An 18,214-nucleotide genomic window follows, 5' to 3' on the forward strand; every position below is an offset into this window, starting at 1 on the left:
GACAAACATCACACCAAGGAAAGGAATGTTTCTTATGAATACTATTATATCAAATGATACTACTGATAAACAACTTAATTTTACTATAAATAGATTTTTTAAGGATAACAAAATTGGATACATACTTAAACAATGTAATTTTTCTAAAGAAAAAGGATTTTCCTGTATAAAAATATTTAAATATATCTTTATGCTTGTTTTTACTGGAAAAAACTTATTTAGAAACTTGGAATTTGGAAAAAATAATCAATTTTCAAAGGATACTATATATAGATTCCTTAACTCACCAAACTTCAATTGGAGAAAATTTCTGTTTTTACTTTCTTCATCAATCATAAAAAACATTATTGTGCCTCTTACTTCTGAAGATAGAGTTAATGTACTTGTAGTTGATGATTCTTTATACAGTAGATCTAGAAGTAAATCTGTTGAACTTCTTGCAAGAGTTCGTGATCATGTTGATCATAAATATATCAAGGGCTTTCGCCTTCTTACTCTTGGCTGGTCAGATGGCAACACTTTTTTACCACTTGCGTTCACTCTACTTTCTTCCGAAAAGGAGAAAAACAGACTTTGCTCAGAAAATCACAATATTGATAAAAGAACTAATGGATCTAAACTCCGTAAGGAGGCTATTTTAAAGTCACCCGAAGTTATGATTAGTTTACTTAAACAAGTTTCAAAATATGCTATTCCTGCTTCATATGTTCTTTTTGACAGCTGGTTTACGTACCCAAAAACTCTTATACAGATTTTAGAACTCAAACTTAATACTATTGCCATGGTTAAAGCAATGCCAAGGGTTTACTACAATTACAATGGTAAATTATTGAACCTTAAAGATCTTTACGCTGCTTTAAGAAAAAGGCGTGGTAAGGCCAAAATTCTCTCTTCTGCTATTGTAGGTATTGGCTCTGACAAAAATGGTAATGAAGTAAAAGCAAAAATTGTATTTGTAAGGGACAGAAACAGAAGTAGAAAATGGCTTGCTTTAATTTCAACCAATATATCCTTAGATGATAACGAGATAGTAAGAATTTATGGAAAACGTTGGGATATAGAGGTTTTCTTTAAAATGAACAAGTCCTTTCTAAAACTCGCTAAAGAGTTTCAAGGGCGTTCTTATGATTCCATGGTTTCACATACTTCTATAGTTTTTACTAGGTATATTATGCTTACTTTAGAAAGTCGTAAGAATAATGATGTCAGAACTATCGGTGGATTTTTTTATCAATGTTGTGATGAACTTCAAGATGTTAAGTTTTGTGAAGTAATGAATCTTATTATAGATATTTTAAAAAATGTATTAACTGAAAAACTTCTTCTTTCAAAAGACATTATTGACTCAATAATAGATAGTTTTATTGCTGCTTTACCTTGTTATATCAAGGAGAAGTTAGTCTTTTTGTCCTGCGAAAGTTGAGTAACTACCTAATTAAAATTTCACTTTAAAATTAAACAAAAATGCCTTTTAAAATTTTTTATTGCCAAATACAAGTACATTGTACAATTAATTATTTAAAATTTATTTAAAAATATCTTAAAACTTTCTTAATATAATAATTTAACAAAACAAATATAAACATATTTTTAGATTGATTAGGTTGAGTTAATATTGTTTAAAATATGTACAGTTATGGACAATAATGGTATTATATTCATAAGAAGTTGTAAATAATAGTGAAATATTATAGATTGATACAAGGGGGAATATTAAATGGATTTAAAATCATGGAATAATGAAATTAAGCAGTTAAGGAAGATAATTTTAAAACCAGATAGAATTGAAGAAAGTAAAACCTTGTCTTTAAACTTACACTCTATGGTTCATTCCTCACTTATGTCGGGAATAGATAAAAAAACTTTTGAAGATGAACTATGGGAAGGATTAGCTGAAAATACATTCAGGACTTCACAAAATAAAAAAGGTCGTACTATTGCATACGGTATTTGGCACTCCACTAGGATAGAGGACATAACAATGAATTTATTGGTCGCAGGGGATAAACAGATATTTAATAAAGAAAATTGGCAGAAAAGAATAAACTCAAAAATTATAGATACTGGTAATGCAATGTCTCAAAATGAAATATTAGAATTTAGTAAAGACATAAATATGCAAGAATTAAAAAATTATAGAATAGAAGTAGGAAGAATGACAAGGGACATAATAAAAAATCTCTCCACTGGAGATATGAAAAGAAAATTTGATAAAGATAGATTACAGCGTATATTAGATGAGGGAGCAGTATTAAATGTAGAAGCATCAAATTGGCTTATAGATTTTTGGGGAAGAAAAAATGTGGCGGGAATTATATTAATGCCAGTGACAAGGCATCATGTGGTTCATATAAATGAATCTTTAAGTGCAAAAAACAAATCTAAAATAAATAAGTCGTAATTTTATTATGATCCTCATAATAAGCATTTTAAAGAAGTAGTTAATTTTACTGCAAATGTACTATAAAGGATCTTATTTTTATCTATACTGAAACCTTTAATAGAGAATTTCATTCCAATATTATAATTGTTTTATATAAGTGTGTTAATGATTATCAAAATATATGCAATTATTTAAAACGATGGTGCTATATTTATAAGGTAAAATAATAGATAAAGGGAAATTTCTATGGGAAAAGTTTTAATTACTGGTGGAAATAGAGGATTAGGATATGAATTAGTTAGAGTTTTCTATGATAATAATTATGAAATATTCACTGTTGTAAGAACTAATGAAGTAGCAAAAAAAATGAAAAATGATTTTAAACAAAAGTTCTACCCTATTGTTGCAGATTTAAGATTTGATGATTCAAAAAAAAAGATAAGCTCAATTTTAGGTATGGTTACAAATGAAATTGATATAGTTATTAATAATGCAGGGATTCCTGGACGTGAGTATGAAATTGAAAAAGAATATTCAATTGGATAGTAAATTTAAAATTAACTGAATCGGGTTCTTTTACTCAACCTTTTGTAGAAGAGTGGTCATGGTAAAGTAAAACTACCAAACATCATTGATTCTACCATGTAAATGTAAAAAAAATATTTTGTGCAACGGTAAAAGAGCTATTCGAAATTAAAAATTAATATAAAAGGGAAGTATATAAAAATGAAAGATAAGATTGATTGTTTAAAAGAAAAATACACATTAATATTATGTATATTAATACCTACTGTTTACCTTACTATACTTAAATGTACAAAATGGATAATTCCATTTTCAATAAAGTTTAAGGGGTATGGATTTCAACTAACAGCGGAATGTATTGGGATTATTGTAGCATTAATAATTATGCATTTAGTAGGAAAAAAATATATTCTTAAAGAAAAAGGTATAGGTATATTGAAAGGACTTTTTGTAGGAGGATTTTTAGTTGTTATTTGTTTATTAGGAGTTATTTTTAGTTTGATAAACGTGCTGCACAGTGGAAAGGCTAATCAATTATTGCCCTTATCACAAATTACAGTATTTATTGCTACTATGGTTGGAATAGGAATATCAGAAGAATTTATCTTTAGAGGAACTATATTAAATCTGCTTATAGATAAATTCAATAAAACACCAAAAGGAATTTATGCTTCAATTGCTATATCTAGTGTTATATTTGGTGCTGCACATATGACAAATATTTTTTCTGGAGTTTCTATTAAAAGTTCATTCATACAAGCAGTGGGAGCTACAGTGATAGGAGCATTACTTGCTGCTATTTACCTGAGAACAAGAAATATATGGGTAGTCGTTATTCTTCATGCTTTTATGGATTTTAGTTCCTTGATAGGCTCTGGATTATTTGGAACTAATTCAATTACCAATCAAATAAACAGATATAGCTACATAAATTTTATTAGTTATATTATATACTTAATACCAATATTGGTTCTGTTAAGAAAGAAAAAGTTATTAGAAATAATAGAGAGTGAAAACTGAATAATTTAATTAAGCCCCAAAATTCAACTCATGAATAATGGGGCTTAATTAAATTATTCGTTTTTTTAAGTTGTTATACTAAATGATATGATTGTTCATCTTTTTTATAAAAATCTTTTTAAAAATATATTCTATAGTAATAAATACTCCAACTAATATTAAGCATTCAAGTTCTAATAAGATAACGCTTATATTATAAACAGTAGATTTATTTAATATTAGAAACATTATAGTAAGTAATAATGTACATATTCCTGATATACTCCATATTAAGCTAAATTTTCTATTAGCCAAAGCCAATGTATTTGTATCTTTAGAATAAGCTACGCTCTTATCATCTGAAAATCCAGTAAAAATCATTGCTACAGGTATAATTAAATTTAATGTTCTGTCTATATTTTTATATAAATTACATTTATATAAAATGCCTATGAAAATCATTATTATAGGAATCCCTATATTACAAGTCAATGTTAATATATTCATATTAAACCTCCGTATTATCTTATAATAATATAACTATTCTTAATACTCTTTTTTATGCAAGTATTATTTATCAACAATATTTTACTATTTTTACTTCACTAATAGTAATTATACCATAATTATCATTATAAAAACCAACTTAATTTCCAACAAATATGAAGTAATTCTTCTTTTTAGTCGCATTATTCATTGTCTAAAGAGCATTATTTGTATTTATATTTTTAGTAGTTACATCGTATTATTTATTTAAAATTATTAAGAAACACTAATCTAAGGCACATTCAAATAATAACAAGTCAGTATACTAGTCTATTTTGCGTCAGCAGAACCCGCCGATAGTTCTACCAAAGGCGGAACCTGCTTTCTTGTCTGACACAAAATATACCAGCATCTTTGACTTGTTATTTATTTTCATGTACCTAAATCAAAGAGAAGTTGCCTTAGATATGTATTTTATTGATTGAGTTGTATTAATAACACTTAAAATATGTACAGTTATTAGTAATAATGGTATTATATTTACAAAGAGTAGCACACAACAATAAAATAAAACGAAATAAGGTGGCGAAACACAAAAATATAGAATTATCTTTCCAATTATCCATTAGAGTTTTGAAAAACTAATGAAAGGACTTAATAATAAATGTTTGAAGATGAATATATTATTAGACTTATAAAAGCAGGAGTAAAAACAGCAGTGGCTCTTTTTGCAGGAAAAGATGCTGTGGAAAGTGATATTGATAATTATAATATGAATCTTTCAGAAGATGAATTATTGGAATTTATGATAAAAAAATATATAAGTGAAGGCAAAATTAACGAAGCCGAAAATATTTTATTTGAAGCTATAGAATTTAGAAAAACTAAAAAAAATTTAGAAACTGCACTATTCTTTTATAAAGATCTTAGTAAGTGGGATGAGGCTAAACTTCGCAAATGTAATTTTTCAAAACTTGAGATTCAACAAGGACTAAAAGATGTAAGAAAGTTATATGAAAAAAATTAGTTATTTATAAATTGTATAAAAAGAAAAATTAGACAAAATAGGATGGCATTGTTTCGAAGACAACATTGCATCACAAAAAACAGCTGAAAAAATTGGTTTTAAATTAAGGAAAAAGTATGCGCCAATTTTTGGGTGGTTTAATTATTTTGATAACTATTTAATGCAAACATATGGATGTTACAATAATAAGAATTATATCCAAGCCTCTAAATTATATGAAAATGCATTTCTATTAATATAATATGGAAGTGATGATGTAAAACTTTCAAGAATTTGTAGCTAAAATAACAAATATTGGTTTTATTACAATGCAGCAAGATGCCTTTAAAGCATTTGAAAAAACAAAAGAATATAACAAATTATTAGAGAAAATTACGAAAATATTCCAAAAGCAATTTAATATAAACTAAGGTTGGGGGGGAGATAAATATGTTTACTTATAAAACGCTTGAAAATACAAATATTAAAATAATACACCAAGCATTCTTAAGTGCGTTTTCTAATTATCAAGTTAAAATTGATTTACCCCTTTGGAAGTTTCAACAAATGCTTCAAAGAAGAGGTTATGTTTCATGTATTTCCATAGGTGCATTTAAAAATGACGAGTTAGTAGGATTTGTTTTAAATGGATTTAGAAACTGGAATGGGTATCCAACTATATATGACATAGGGACTGGGGTTATAGGTGAATATAGGAAACAAGGGATAACAAGTACTATGCTTTTAAGTATTAGGGAGTTGATTAAAGAAAAAAAAGTAGACAAATATTTACTTGAAGTAATTCAATCTAACACATCTGCAATTGAACTTTACAAAAAACAAGGTTTTGAGATTATAAGAAATTTCACATGCTTTCAGTTAGATAAGAATAAATATAATCCAATGACAACTTACAAAGTTAAACATATTGATAGAATTAATTCAACTGATTGGAAACAATTAATGGATTTTTGGGATTTTACACCATCTTGGCAAAATTCTATCGATTCAATCAACAATGTATCAGATACATTTATATATTCCATTATACGTTTTGATGATACTATTGTAGGCTATGGAATTATTGACAAGAAAACAGGAGATATTCCCCAAATAGCAGTAAATAAGAATTATAGACGTAAAGGAATTGCAAGAAGTATAGTTACAGATTTACTAAAAAATACAGAATCATCTAGGGTGGCTGTTCTTAATGTAGACGACGAGTATAAATCTACGAAAGAATTTTTACTACATTTAGGATTTGAATATGTTATTGGCCAATATGAAATGATTTTAAAATTATAAATTTTTTCGTGAAATGGATTATAACTTATAAAATATTTTGACGTAATGTTCTTTTAAAGCTAATCAAAAGATATTAACCACTAAAAAATGTATAAAAGAAAAGGAGTATAAATTTAGTGAGAGTTTGATATTAACAATACTACTCTCACTAAAGATAATTACTCATATGTTCTAATTCTATGGTTATGAAATAATTCTAGTTTTTGAAGTTTCATATTGGAATATTCCTTTGGGGAAGCCTCCAGCCTAATTTTTTATAGAATGATTCTGAGGATTTCAGAACATCTGCAATGATTAATTCGCATCCATTTTCTTCTAACATATTTTTCACATGTTCAACAAGATTTTTGCCTATACCTTTATTGCGCATTTCTTCTGATACTACAAGTCCTGCAATATAACCTCTAAAACCAAAATCATAAGCAAAAATACATCCTATAATTTTATTTTCTTGTTCATAAACAAATGAAGAATTTCCTGAAAAATTAAAAGCTTTCTCTAACGTATTATCAGTCCAACAATCATGCCAAAAACAAGGAACTGATTGCATAAGAGATTTCACAAAAGATAAATCTTCTCTTCTCATTTCTCGAATCACATATAACACATTCTTTTATAATATTACTATGAATTTTGCAATTCACACTTAGCTAATAACAATTATATCATATTATGTAATTGCTATTAGTTTTTCAATATAGAAACATATTAATTTTTACACCATATTATTCAATTTATAATACTGATAAAAAAGAATTTAAGACACTCCATGATGTACTTCAATATTTTAAACTAATGTGTATTAAAATATGTACAAGTATAGGATATAATGGTAATATAGCTGTAGGAAAAATTTATTAAAGGAAAAACTGTGCTATACAGGTTTGAAAAAGGAGTTGATAGAATGAATAATAATAGGAAAGTTTTTGTCCTAGGTATGGCTAGAAGTGGTTATGAAGCTGCAAAATTACTGGTAAGCAAAGGCTATAAAGTTATTGTAAATGATGCTAACACTGAACAAAATTTAAAACAAATGAAAGAACTACAATCCTTGGGTATAAAGATTATTTTAGGACGTCATCCTCAGGATTTGATTGATAATACTTTTGAAATGATAGTTAAAAATCCTGGTATTTCAAATAATCATAAATATATAAAAAAGGCTCGTGAACTTAACATCCCTGTTATAAATGAGTTAGAGTTAGCGTTTCGCTATTTCCCGGCAGGGGTTACAATTATTGGAGTTACGGGAACTAACGGCAAGACAACTACGACAAAAATAATTTACGAGATTTTAAAAAATAGCTCAAAAAGTGTATATTTGATGGGTAATATTGGATATCCTGTATGCTCTTTTGTGTCTAAATTAAAAGATAATGACATAGCGGTTATGGAAGTATCAGACCATCAGCTATGTAATGTCACAGATTTTAAAACAAACATATCTGTTTTAACTAATTTATCAGAAGCTCATCTTGACTTTCATGGGTCATATGATATTTACAAAAATATGAAAAAGAAAATTTTCAATCATCACACCAAAAGTAATATAGCAATTCTCAATTTTGATAACAAAGAAGTTCTTGATTTGACAAATGACATTGAATCTACTAAAAAATATTTTTCATCTAATTCACCAAATAAATTGGGTTGTTCAATAGCTAATGAATATATTTATTATAATAACAATAAAATAATAGCTTTAAATGAAGTAAAACTTAAAGGCAAGCATAATTACGAAAATGTTATGGCAGCAATTGCCGTTGCTAAAGAACTAGGGGTAGCCAATAATGCCATTGTTAATGTTTTAAAAACTTTTGGCGGTGTAGAACATAGAATGGAATATGTTAAAACTATAAATAATATAGATTTTTATAATGATTCTAAGTCCACTAATATAACGTCAACACAAATTGGTTTAGCCTCATTTACAAGACCAACAGTACTATTGCTGGGTGGACTAGATAGAGGTCATAATTTTGATGAATTGAAGGACTACTTATTGAATGTAAAACTAATTGTAGCATATGGTGAAGCAAAAATGAGAATAGAGGCTTTTGCTATGGAATGTGGTATTCCTTGTAAAGTTGTCAATACATTAGAAGAGGCTACTGAGTTAGCATATAATTCGTCTAGTGAAGGCTATGTTGTTCTTCTAAGTCCTGCATGTGCTTCATGGGATCAATTTAAGGATTTTGAGGTTCGTGGAAATTTGTTTAAAGAGTGTGTTAAAAAACTAGAATTTAAATGTTACTAAAATCATTAATTTGTATTAAAGTATTTACATACTAGTTGAAAATATTATAAAAATAAGTTAAAATAAATACATAAAACATAGAATATGGAAAATTAGAATTTTATATAAAGAAAGGGCAAGGTACTTAAGCGTGAATATTTAATCCACTTTTAAAAGATTTACAAATCATAAATATTTATAAAATGTAATAATATTTTTCTAAAAATCTTCTCAGTGGAGGTTTTTTAATGATGCATTTTATTCGTGAGTGGATGGTATTTAAGTTTAAACTGAAAGCTTTTTCTTATTTTAAATAATAATTTTATTTTAAGCATTAATAACGTAATTTTTTATATTAAACAAAGATTTTATTCTAAACTATTAGTTTAAGATTTTCCGTATATAAATATGTAAAAAGTTATGTGCTTGCTAAAAATTAAAATATATTGTTATTTATATAGACCCGAATACTATCCTCTCCGGTTTACTAAGGAGGGTTTTTTTTATGATGTTAATTGAGTGTGCAAATATAAAAAAATATTATGGTGATAGGCTAATACTAGATATAGAAAATCTAAAAATATATTCTGAAGATCGTATAGGAGTAGTGGGAATCAATGGTGTAGGTAAGACTACTCTTATGAATATACTATGTGAAAAATTACAGCCGGATGAAGGTTTTATCAAAAGTTATGGTAATATTAGCTATATCTCTCAGCTGGAAGCTTCAGATCAGGAAGAAATTAATCAAGAACTGGCTAGTAAATTTGGAATAACAGCTAGCTGGAAAGAATATATGAGTGGAGGAGAAAAGACTAAATTTAAACTAGCTCAAAGCCTAGACAGCAATAGTGAAATAATTTTTGCTGATGAACCTACATCAAACCTTGACATAGAATCTATAAAGCTTTTGGAAGAAAAATTTAAGTCCTACCATGGGGCTCTATTCATAATATCTCATGATAGAGAATTTCTTGATAGAATTTGTAATAAAATTTTAGAGATTGACAGAGGAAAAGTAAAGTTTTATAACGGTAATTATACAGAATATAAACATAAAAAAGAAATTGAAGTTAAAAGGTGTCAATTTGAATATGAAAAATACCAAAATGAAAAGCAAAGATTAGAAGATTTAATAGAAAAAACTGAAGGTAGGGTTAAATCTATAAAAAAGGCACCCAAAAGAATGGGAAATTCTGAAGCAAGACTTCATAAGATGGGAAATCAAAAATCTAAGGCAAATTTAGATAGAGCTATAAAAAACATGAAGTCTAGACTAGAACATTTAGAAATTAAAGAAAGACCAAAAGATGTTCAGAAAATAAAAATAGATGCCTTAAGTACAAATAAACTCCACAGTAAAATTCTTATAAGTGGAAGAAATATAAACAAAGCCTTTGGTGAAAAAACTATTTTTAGGGATGGGGATCTTAACATATGTAATGGTTCCAAGACAGTACTAATAGGACCAAATGGAAGTGGTAAAAGTACACTTATAAATATGATAATGAGAAATGATACATACTTTAAAATATCACCTGGAGTTAAAATAGGATATTTTAGTCAATCTCTTGATGTATTATATGATAAACTTAGTATAATTGAAAATATTATGGAAGAGTGCATTTACAGTGAAACCTTTGCAAGAACACTTTTAGCAAGACTTCTATTTAAAAGAGAAGATATCTATAAAAAAGTAGGAGTACTTAGCGGAGGTGAACGAGTTAAAGTTTCCTTTGCAAAAATATTCTTACAAGATATAAATCTTCTTATATTAGATGAGCCTACAAACTATTTGGATATCTATTCTATGGAAGCTTTAGAAGAAGCTTTAAAGGATTATTCAAGAACCATACTATTTGTCTCTCATGATAGAAGATTTGTAAGTGATCTAGCTGATCATATAATTTCAATAGAAAATAAAAAGCTTGTTTCTTTTGAAGGAACCTATAAAGAATATATTCAAAATAAAACTAGAAAAGTTAAATCTTTTGATAAAGAAAGAGAGCAGAAAATTTTATTGCTTCAAAATAAAGTTTCCTACCTTATAGGCAAATTATCTATGCCAGATAAAAAAGAGGATATTGAGAAACTTGATAAGGAATATAAGAAGACTATTAAGGAACTTACTATGATAACTAAAAATTCTTAGATAATTGATAGCTTTCTTTAGTCACTTACTAAAAATACTATTTAAAGATTTAATCTTTAGAGAAAAGGAAGCGAAATATATTGATAATTTTAGAAACTTAGCGTTTATTCCTAAGGATTTTTAAATCCAGTAATTTAAATTTTATGTGAGGGGGATTTTATGTTTAATTGGATTAATTCAAAAGAATTTTCATTTAACAGTTTTTTATTAATGGATAGATGGTTAATTAGTCAGATTTTAAGTAACCATCAAGATGAATTTTGTACAAATATGGGAATTGCACTAGCTAATAATCCATCTGTAGCTTGGTATTTTATTAACCGCTGTCCTGAATGTAAAGAAGTAGTGGATAAGCTTATCGATAAATCACCGAAACAACTTTCGCATCAGGAAATAAGAAAAGCGGAGGAATATGTTATTGATTACGCTGATTGGGCAATAGTTTATGTTTATCCTGAAATAATGAATAAAAACTGCCCCTATATTAAATATTGGGATTCTGAGCGTCTACTATCAATGACTGATTTTACTGATAAAATAGTTCTTGATGTAGGGAGTGGCACCGGAAGACTGGCCTTTACAGCAGCTACTAAAGCAAAAATGGTTTACGCCAGCGAACCAGTTGATCGCATGCGTGAATATATGCGTGACAAAATTAAAAAGCAAAACATTTCTAATATAGTTGTTATTGACGGATTTGTAGAAAATATTCCATATCCAGATAATTTATTTGATATTGTTATGTCGGGACATGGTGTGGGGGATAATTATAGCAAAGAACTCTCAGAACTTGAGAGAGTTACCAAACCTAATGGATATATAATTGACTGCATGGGTGAGGATGACAGAAAAAGAACTAAGCCTAATGAGGAACTTTTAAAAGCAGGTTTTGAATATTTTTATTATACAAGTAAAACAGGTGGAGATGTTTATAGGTATATAAAAAAGGTACTAAAGTAATCACTTCAACTGTATTTCTCAATTCTAAATTCAGTAAAAATGATTATTTTGGGTGTTGTGACATATGTATATACTATTATACTTCTTAAAAATAATATATTACAATTGCAGTATTAGCTAATTTACAGTACTTTAATTTAGCTATACTAGCACAGTTAGGGATGGTAATTAAATGAAAACTAATAAAATCAAATTTATTTTCCTTTTAAATTGTAGTGTGTATTTCTATATTTTAATGAAAATATGGTCTTATATTTTTAATGAAGTCATACCTAGTAATATTAGATTTACATTATTAGGTATCATAGGCATATTCGTAATAGTTGCTCCAATTTCTTTATTAATTAACTATTTTTTATTTAAATGTATTAAGGAAAATATAAAGTGAAGTACCACCGAGATAAACAACGGTGACTTCTATGTACTTACCGTAATAAAAAAGTTTATTATACTCGCTTATCTTTCTTTCAATAAATTTTTTATAATAATACTCTAAAATAGGATATGATGTTTTAAATCTTATTGAAATAAGAAAGCCTTGGGAAAATGAAATATTAACTCAAAAAATATGTGCTGGAAATCATGAATATAACTACTAATTTAAAAGAGGTGTTCAATATGAAAAAAGCTATAGTACTATTAGCTAAGGGTTTTGAAGAAATTGAAGCTTTAACTGTATTGGATGTTTTGAGAAGAGGAGAAATCCATTGCATAACCTGTTCTATAAATGATGATGAAGAAGTGGTAGGAACCCACAACATTCATGTAAAAGTCGATAATCTATTAGAAAAGACAGATGTAGATAAATATGATGCTTTAATAATTCCAGGTGGTATGCCTGGTGCCACAAACTTAAGAGATGATGATAGAGTTATAGAATTTGTAAAAAAATTCAACAAAGAAGATAAAATAGTAGCTGCTATATGTGCAGGACCTATGGTTTTTGGTAAGGCCGGGATTTTAGATGGGAAAAAAGTAACTTCTTATCCTGGTTTTGAAAAGGAATTAGGGAAAAGTATATGTGTTGAAGAAATTGTAGTCCAAGATGGTAACATTATAACAAGCAGAGGACCTGCTACAGCTCTGTATTTTTCATTTAAAATTTTACAAAATTTAGTAGATAAGGTCACAGTAGAAAACTTAAAAGAGGATATGCTAGTAAAGTTTGTAGAAAAAAATTTATAAAAAAGAACAACGGCTTCTGTTTTGAAGTGCAAAACGGAAGCCGTTGAAAAAAGAAGTACCTCCTCTATTAGTGGATTGAGGCCTCTAAACCTACTTTCATTTTTCTTTAATTTAATAATCATTAAATATACTAAGCCTAAATTAATCTCTTATGCTATTTAAAAATTAAATCATATATTTTCATTATTTAGATTACTAATCCAAGTAATTAGAGTATAAAATTCTCATCACTTCAACACTCTAATTTTAAGGATATATTATCCAAATATTAGTTCTTTTATTTTACGCATATTCTCTACATTACCTTGGATTATATTTATAAAATAGCATAGGTTATGAGCTAAAATTTTAGTTTCCAACCTAGCAATAACTCCTAATAGAGATTTAGCTAATATTTTTGAAATGTTTAATTGTTCGGTGAGCTGTGGTTCACAGTTTCAATTAATCTTCTTTTCTTAAATATTAATTGTCTAAATTCCTTTGGGAACTGAAGTTTTACCTTGTTTCTTTTTATTGTTATTAGAGTTATTTTTCGCTCATTAAACAATGCGTTAGCATACTGTTTACCTATATATCCTTTGTCAGCTATTAGTGTGAGTAAGTTTTTATTGTCAACTAGGTCCCATAAGGCTACTCTATCATCTATATTTGCAGGGGTTAGTATATAATCAGTTAAATATCCATCAAGTGTATTTAGTGTATGAAGTTTAAATCCATAGTAAGTTTCTTTTTTTGATGCACATCTGCCGTAGGCGGCTACGCCTCTAAAGGTCTTATGAAAATGTGCTCTTCCAAACTTACATGCATAAATAGGCATACTGTCTACAATAAGATGGTTATCATACTGTATGCAAAGAATTTCGCTAAGTTTTTTTCTAATACTTTCTATAACTTTGAAAAGCGCTCTTCGAGTTCTATTAAATCGAGTACGACATGAGAAATTAGGGAATAACTCCCTAAGATTCTTTTTACAATAGCCAATCCAAGCATTTTCTGAGTCTATTGTTAAAAGTTCTCCAACTAATGCTATAGTAATTATTTCACTATCATGCATTATTGCAGTATTAACATTTTTTCTGTTCTTTACAGAGTCAGGTGTTATTTCTTGATAAATATCATCAATAATGACAAAACTTACAGTAATAAAGTCTTTTAAACTTTCAATATTTATGGTAATGTTGTGTTTAGAAAGCTCTAACATATATGTTACCTCCATTGATTATTTGGTCATTTTTAATGAAAGGTTAACATATTATGTTGGGGCTTTTCTATATGTAAATTATGTTAAAATAATTTACTAGAACAAGAGATTAAATTAGTGTTATATAATCATTATTTTTAATAAAACCACTATATTTTTCTTGTTTTCCACGTAAAAACTCATCAAAAAATCTTATTGTTACATCATTTATTACTTCATGTGCTTTTTCTACAGATAAAGTTTCACTTTCCTTTTTTTGACCTATTATTGTTGAATAATCTGAAAAAATCATATGTTTTGAACCATTAAGTTTTATAAAAGATTTATACCCACACAAATAATTAAAAAGTTTCTTTTGCTCCTTATGAGAATCTCTTAATATATTATCATAGAGAATAATTTCCTTTTTGAATTTTTCACCATCTAATTTATTTTTAAAATAATCAATAAATTCCTTAATGGATGTTTCATAATCAAAAGTACCTCTTCTAAAATTCAAAAGGGGTGTATTTAATTTTTGTTCTTCTTCTATGTTGAAAAATTGTAAAGAGGCATCAAAAAGCACTGTGGCTTTAATTCTAGAATCACATTGTGAAGCTTTAAAAACAGATGCTCCTCCTAGTGAATGTCCTATCACTCCAATTCGCTTTAAATCGAGTTTATCTTTAATAACATCATCTTCATTATTTAATTGTTCAAGTTTATTTAATACAAATAAAATGTCATTTTTCCTAATATCTATAAGGTTTTTCTTGTCATTTTGATTTAATTCTTTCTTTGGTGGTTTAAGCATTTCCCCATTTGGCAAAATAGTGAGCATGCTATCATAAGTATGTCCTATTGTAAACACCACATACCCCTCACTTACTAATTTTTCAACATTAAAAGTCATATAATCTCTTGGAGCTCCAAGTCCTGTTGAATGTATAATTACTGGATATTTAACCTCATTTTTACTTATAGGAGCATCATTATATATGTTAGTTTCTATTCTTTCAAGAAATTTTTTCTTTTCTGCATCATCTTCCAAAAGTACAAAATTTCTAAATGTATTAATAAACTCATCTTCTCTTGGACTATATAAGTCCGCATAAAGTGCCTGTCTATTTTCTTTCCATGTTTCATCAATAGGATAATAAAAACTTATAATTACTTTTTTATTGTCATTACATTCCATTAATTTTTCTTTTCTTTCTTTATCTTCTAAAATTCTTACTATTCTTCCTATTTTCATTATACTTCACTCCATTAATTTTATTTGCTATATTCAATTACTGCAATACATTATTTTACAATATATGATATAATTTATATTATACTACAAATAAATAAAAAAGAAACTTTGTATTATAGTACCAGCTAAAATTTAGTAGATAAATTATATGTAAAATGCTATAAAAGATTATACTTTATGGAGGATTTAATACTAATGAAAGATTTTATGAATAATGAGTGGAATTATGAAAGAAGGTAGCTAATATGCAAAGTAAATTTGAAAAGATTGCTATTGAACATGGGGATAGGCTAAAGGTCATATCAATAGAACATCTAAAAGAACTACGGCGGATCATTGAGAACTTCAAGGATCAAGAAGAACTTAATGATTTTCAAAAATGGATTATAAATGAACTGTATCAGTTTCAGATACCTACAGAAGATTTCAAAGTTAATTCGATTATACTTATTGCAATTCACCATCCATTTTATGCCAAAGTCGACTTTGTTAAAGAAGGAAAAAAGAAAACCTTTCTTAGTTTGGTGAATTGTGATTTTAATAGAACAGAAGAATATTTAAGAAAATTTGTAGAAGAAAATGGTTATTCTATTAAGTTAGCAAAGAATTTACCAATGAAAAGATTAGGTGCACATAGTGGACTAGCGAAGTATGGGCGAAATAATATTACGTATATTAATGGTTTAGGAAGTAATTTTACATATGCAGCATATTTTTCAGATATGATGTGTGAAGAAGACACTTGGGTTAAAGTAGAAAATGCAGCCAACTGTAGTAATTGTAACTTATGTATTAAGCATTGTCCCACAGGCGCTATTCTTAAAAATAGATTTTTAATAGATAATCAAAAATGTCTATCATGTATTAATGAGGTTCCTGGTGAATTTCCAGATTGGCTTTCTAAAACAGCACACCATACATTATATGATTGTTTAATATGTCAGCGTATCTGTCCTATGAATTATAAGCAAATGGATACTGTTATTGAAAATATATCATTTACAGAAGAAGAAACTAATATGTTGTTAGCTGGAAAGGCCACTGATACCTTTTCTAATGAATTTAAAAGAAAAATTTACAGGCTTGGAATAAATAAATGGTATGATGCAATTCCAAGAAATTTAAAAACTTTATTCGAACTATAAAATCAATTAAAAATAAAAGATTGGAGGTTAATCTAAAATGTATCGTTTAGGCATAATTGAAGAAAGTTTAGATAATAAAAATATATTAGGTATGATTAAAAAATTCTTTTATTCACAAAGAATTGAAAAGGTTCCCGAAGATGATGTACCCATATGGCATACTAATGAGTATCATATACCTGATAGGGAAATTATAAAACTACTTACGATTCTAGAGAAACATATTAAGCCTACTTGGTATATCCATGCATTTAACGAAGAAAAACTTTATGTTGTCTTACAAGATAAATGGTTTGAAATTTCTCAAGAAAAAGACAGTAGTTGGAATGATATGATTGAATATGGAGTAGAAGTTGCAGAAGTAGAAAGAAATTTTCTTGAAAATATTCCATTACATGTTTAACTATAGTTAACAAAATTAATGGTCACATAATTGAATATTCCTCATGATAAATTTGACTTTAAGAAAATTTAAGTAAAAAATTACCAATATTTTTTAGAGGTGATAATATGCGTAGCGAAAAAGAAATGATGGATTTAATACTTAGAGTTGCTAAAAATGACGAGCGTATTAGGGCCGTTTATATGTGTGGCTCACGTGCCAATCCTAATATAAAAAAAGATATTTATCAAGATTATGACATCACTTATGTTGTAACTGAAACTAAATCATTTTTGCATAATAAAAATTGGATTTCTGTATTTGGGGATATTTCTATGGTTCAAGAACCTGATTTAGTTGATATTACCTTTGGTATAAAACACGATTTTAGCCGCTCTTATACATGGTTGATGCTTTTTAAAGATGGGACTCGAATTGATTTAGGAATAGAAACTAAAGAAAAAATGATAGTAGAATATGCTGATGAAAAACTGACAATCCCACTTTTAGATAAGGATAAATGTTTACCTAAAATACCTCCTTCAACTGATGAGAATTACTGGGTAAAAAAACCTACAGAATTGCAATATGCAAGTTGTTGCAATGAATTTTGGTGGTGCTTAAATAATGTTGCAAAGGGTATTGCAAGGGACGAATTACCTTATGCCATGTGGATGTTTAATGTACCTGTGCGGGATATGCTTGTAAAAATGATAGAATGGTATATTGGCATCAATACAAATTTCTCTTTATCTGCTGGAAAGCTAGGCAAGTTTTTTAAAAAGTATTTACCAAATGAATTTTATGAAATGTATTCAAAAACCTATTGTGATAGTGATTATAATAACTTTTGGACAGCAGTATTTAAAGCTTGTGAACTGTTTAGAACTATTGCCAAAATTGTTTCTGAGAATTTTGGATACACCTACAATCAAAATGAAGATATCAATATGACAGGGTATCTAACTAAAATAAAAAACAATTATTTTAAACCTAAATTATAAGAATAATGCAT

General features: G+C 27.5%; 16 protein-coding genes and 1 pseudogene. 13 read left to right on the top strand and 4 right to left on the bottom strand.

The annotated features are described in order from the left end of the window. Positions 1–34 precede the first annotated feature (34 nt). From C1715_RS12075 to C1715_RS12090, 4 genes are all read left to right on the top strand, one after another. On the top strand, positions 35–1,423 hold the full coding sequence (locus C1715_RS12075) for an IS4 family transposase (protein ID WP_102398663.1): 1,389 nt from the start codon (positions 35–37) through the stop codon (positions 1,421–1,423). A gap of 294 nt (positions 1,424–1,717) precedes the next feature. Next, entirely contained in the window at positions 1,718–2,401 is a 684-nt protein-coding gene (locus C1715_RS12080) for a hypothetical protein (RefSeq protein ID WP_102400736.1), read from the top strand. Positions 2,402–2,629: 228 nt separating this feature from the next. Next, positions 2,630–2,929 carry an SDR family NAD(P)-dependent oxidoreductase gene (locus tag C1715_RS12085; protein WP_102400737.1) on the top strand — a complete coding sequence of 100 codons (300 nt, stop codon included), beginning with the start codon at positions 2,630–2,632 and terminating at the stop codon, positions 2,927–2,929. Between the two features lie 180 nt (positions 2,930–3,109). After that, the gene (locus tag C1715_RS12090) at positions 3,110–3,928 is read left to right on the top strand and encodes a CPBP family intramembrane glutamic endopeptidase (protein WP_102400738.1); all 819 of its coding nucleotides are present in this window, start codon (positions 3,110–3,112) and stop codon (positions 3,926–3,928) included. 78 nt (positions 3,929–4,006) lie between these two features. Here C1715_RS12090 and C1715_RS12095 read toward each other — a convergent pair whose 3' ends face one another. Then, a complete protein-coding gene (locus C1715_RS12095; RefSeq protein WP_102400739.1) occupies positions 4,007–4,414 on the bottom strand; it encodes a hypothetical protein in 408 nt (135 codons plus the stop codon). A 643-nt stretch (positions 4,415–5,057) separates the two neighbouring features. Between C1715_RS12095 and C1715_RS12100 the strand changes: the two genes are divergently transcribed. Both C1715_RS12100 and C1715_RS12105 read left to right on the top strand, forming a co-directional pair. Further along, positions 5,058–5,420 carry a DUF6483 family protein gene (locus C1715_RS12100; protein ID WP_102400740.1) on the top strand — a complete coding sequence of 121 codons (363 nt, stop codon included), beginning with the start codon at positions 5,058–5,060 and terminating at the stop codon, positions 5,418–5,420. A 429-nt stretch (positions 5,421–5,849) separates the two neighbouring features. Further along, on the top strand, positions 5,850–6,704 hold the full coding sequence (locus C1715_RS12105) for a GNAT family N-acetyltransferase (protein WP_102400741.1): 855 nt from the start codon (positions 5,850–5,852) through the stop codon (positions 6,702–6,704). Positions 6,705–6,915: 211 nt separating this feature from the next. Here C1715_RS12105 and C1715_RS12110 read toward each other — a convergent pair whose 3' ends face one another. After that, positions 6,916–7,290 carry a GNAT family N-acetyltransferase gene (locus C1715_RS12110; protein ID WP_102400742.1) on the bottom strand — a complete coding sequence of 125 codons (375 nt, stop codon included), beginning with the start codon at positions 7,288–7,290 and terminating at the stop codon, positions 6,916–6,918. Between the two features lie 318 nt (positions 7,291–7,608). Here C1715_RS12110 and murD point away from each other — a divergent pair, with 318 nt between their 5' ends. The 4 genes from murD to C1715_RS12140 all read left to right on the top strand — a co-directional run bounded on the left by murD (position 7,609) and on the right by C1715_RS12140 (position 13,237). After that, positions 7,609–8,961: a UDP-N-acetylmuramoyl-L-alanine--D-glutamate ligase gene (gene murD / locus C1715_RS12115; protein ID WP_102400743.1), complete on the top strand. Its 1,353-nt coding sequence runs from the start codon at positions 7,609–7,611 to the stop codon at positions 8,959–8,961. A 484-nt stretch (positions 8,962–9,445) separates the two neighbouring features. Then, the gene (abc-f, locus tag C1715_RS12120) at positions 9,446–11,092 is read left to right on the top strand and encodes a ribosomal protection-like ABC-F family protein (RefSeq protein WP_102400744.1); all 1,647 of its coding nucleotides are present in this window, start codon (positions 9,446–9,448) and stop codon (positions 11,090–11,092) included. A gap of 159 nt (positions 11,093–11,251) precedes the next feature. After that, on the top strand, positions 11,252–12,052 hold the full coding sequence (locus tag C1715_RS12125) for a class I SAM-dependent methyltransferase (protein WP_102400745.1): 801 nt from the start codon (positions 11,252–11,254) through the stop codon (positions 12,050–12,052). Between the two features lie 618 nt (positions 12,053–12,670). After that, positions 12,671–13,237: a DJ-1 family glyoxalase III gene (locus tag C1715_RS12140; RefSeq protein WP_102400747.1), complete on the top strand. Its 567-nt coding sequence runs from the start codon at positions 12,671–12,673 to the stop codon at positions 13,235–13,237. 257 nt (positions 13,238–13,494) lie between these two features. On the opposite strand, the pseudogene C1715_RS12145 reads toward C1715_RS12140, so the two are convergent. Then, a pseudogene (locus tag C1715_RS12145) lies at positions 13,495–14,438 on the bottom strand (IS982 family transposase). 109 nt (positions 14,439–14,547) lie between these two features. Next, entirely contained in the window at positions 14,548–15,672 is a 1,125-nt protein-coding gene (locus C1715_RS12150) for an alpha/beta hydrolase family protein (protein WP_102400748.1), read from the bottom strand. Positions 15,673–15,917: 245 nt separating this feature from the next. On the opposite strand from C1715_RS12150, the gene C1715_RS12155 reads away from it, so the two are divergent. The 3 genes from C1715_RS12155 (at position 15,918) to C1715_RS12165 (ending at position 18,203) form a co-directional block, all read left to right on the top strand. Next, entirely contained in the window at positions 15,918–16,817 is a 900-nt protein-coding gene (locus tag C1715_RS12155; protein WP_102400749.1) for a 4Fe-4S double cluster binding domain-containing protein, read from the top strand. A 37-nt stretch (positions 16,818–16,854) separates the two neighbouring features. Continuing rightward, positions 16,855–17,220: a hypothetical protein gene (locus tag C1715_RS12160; protein ID WP_102400750.1), complete on the top strand. Its 366-nt coding sequence runs from the start codon at positions 16,855–16,857 to the stop codon at positions 17,218–17,220. Between the two features lie 107 nt (positions 17,221–17,327). Further along, complete coding sequence (locus tag C1715_RS12165; protein WP_102400751.1) at positions 17,328–18,203, top strand: aminoglycoside 6-adenylyltransferase; 876 nt, start codon at positions 17,328–17,330, stop codon at positions 18,201–18,203. Positions 18,204–18,214: the final 11 nt, after the last annotated feature.

Origin of the sequence: Haloimpatiens massiliensis (assembly GCF_900184255.1) — a bacterium.
Classification (GTDB): domain Bacteria; phylum Bacillota; class Clostridia; order Clostridiales; family Clostridiaceae; genus Haloimpatiens; species Haloimpatiens massiliensis.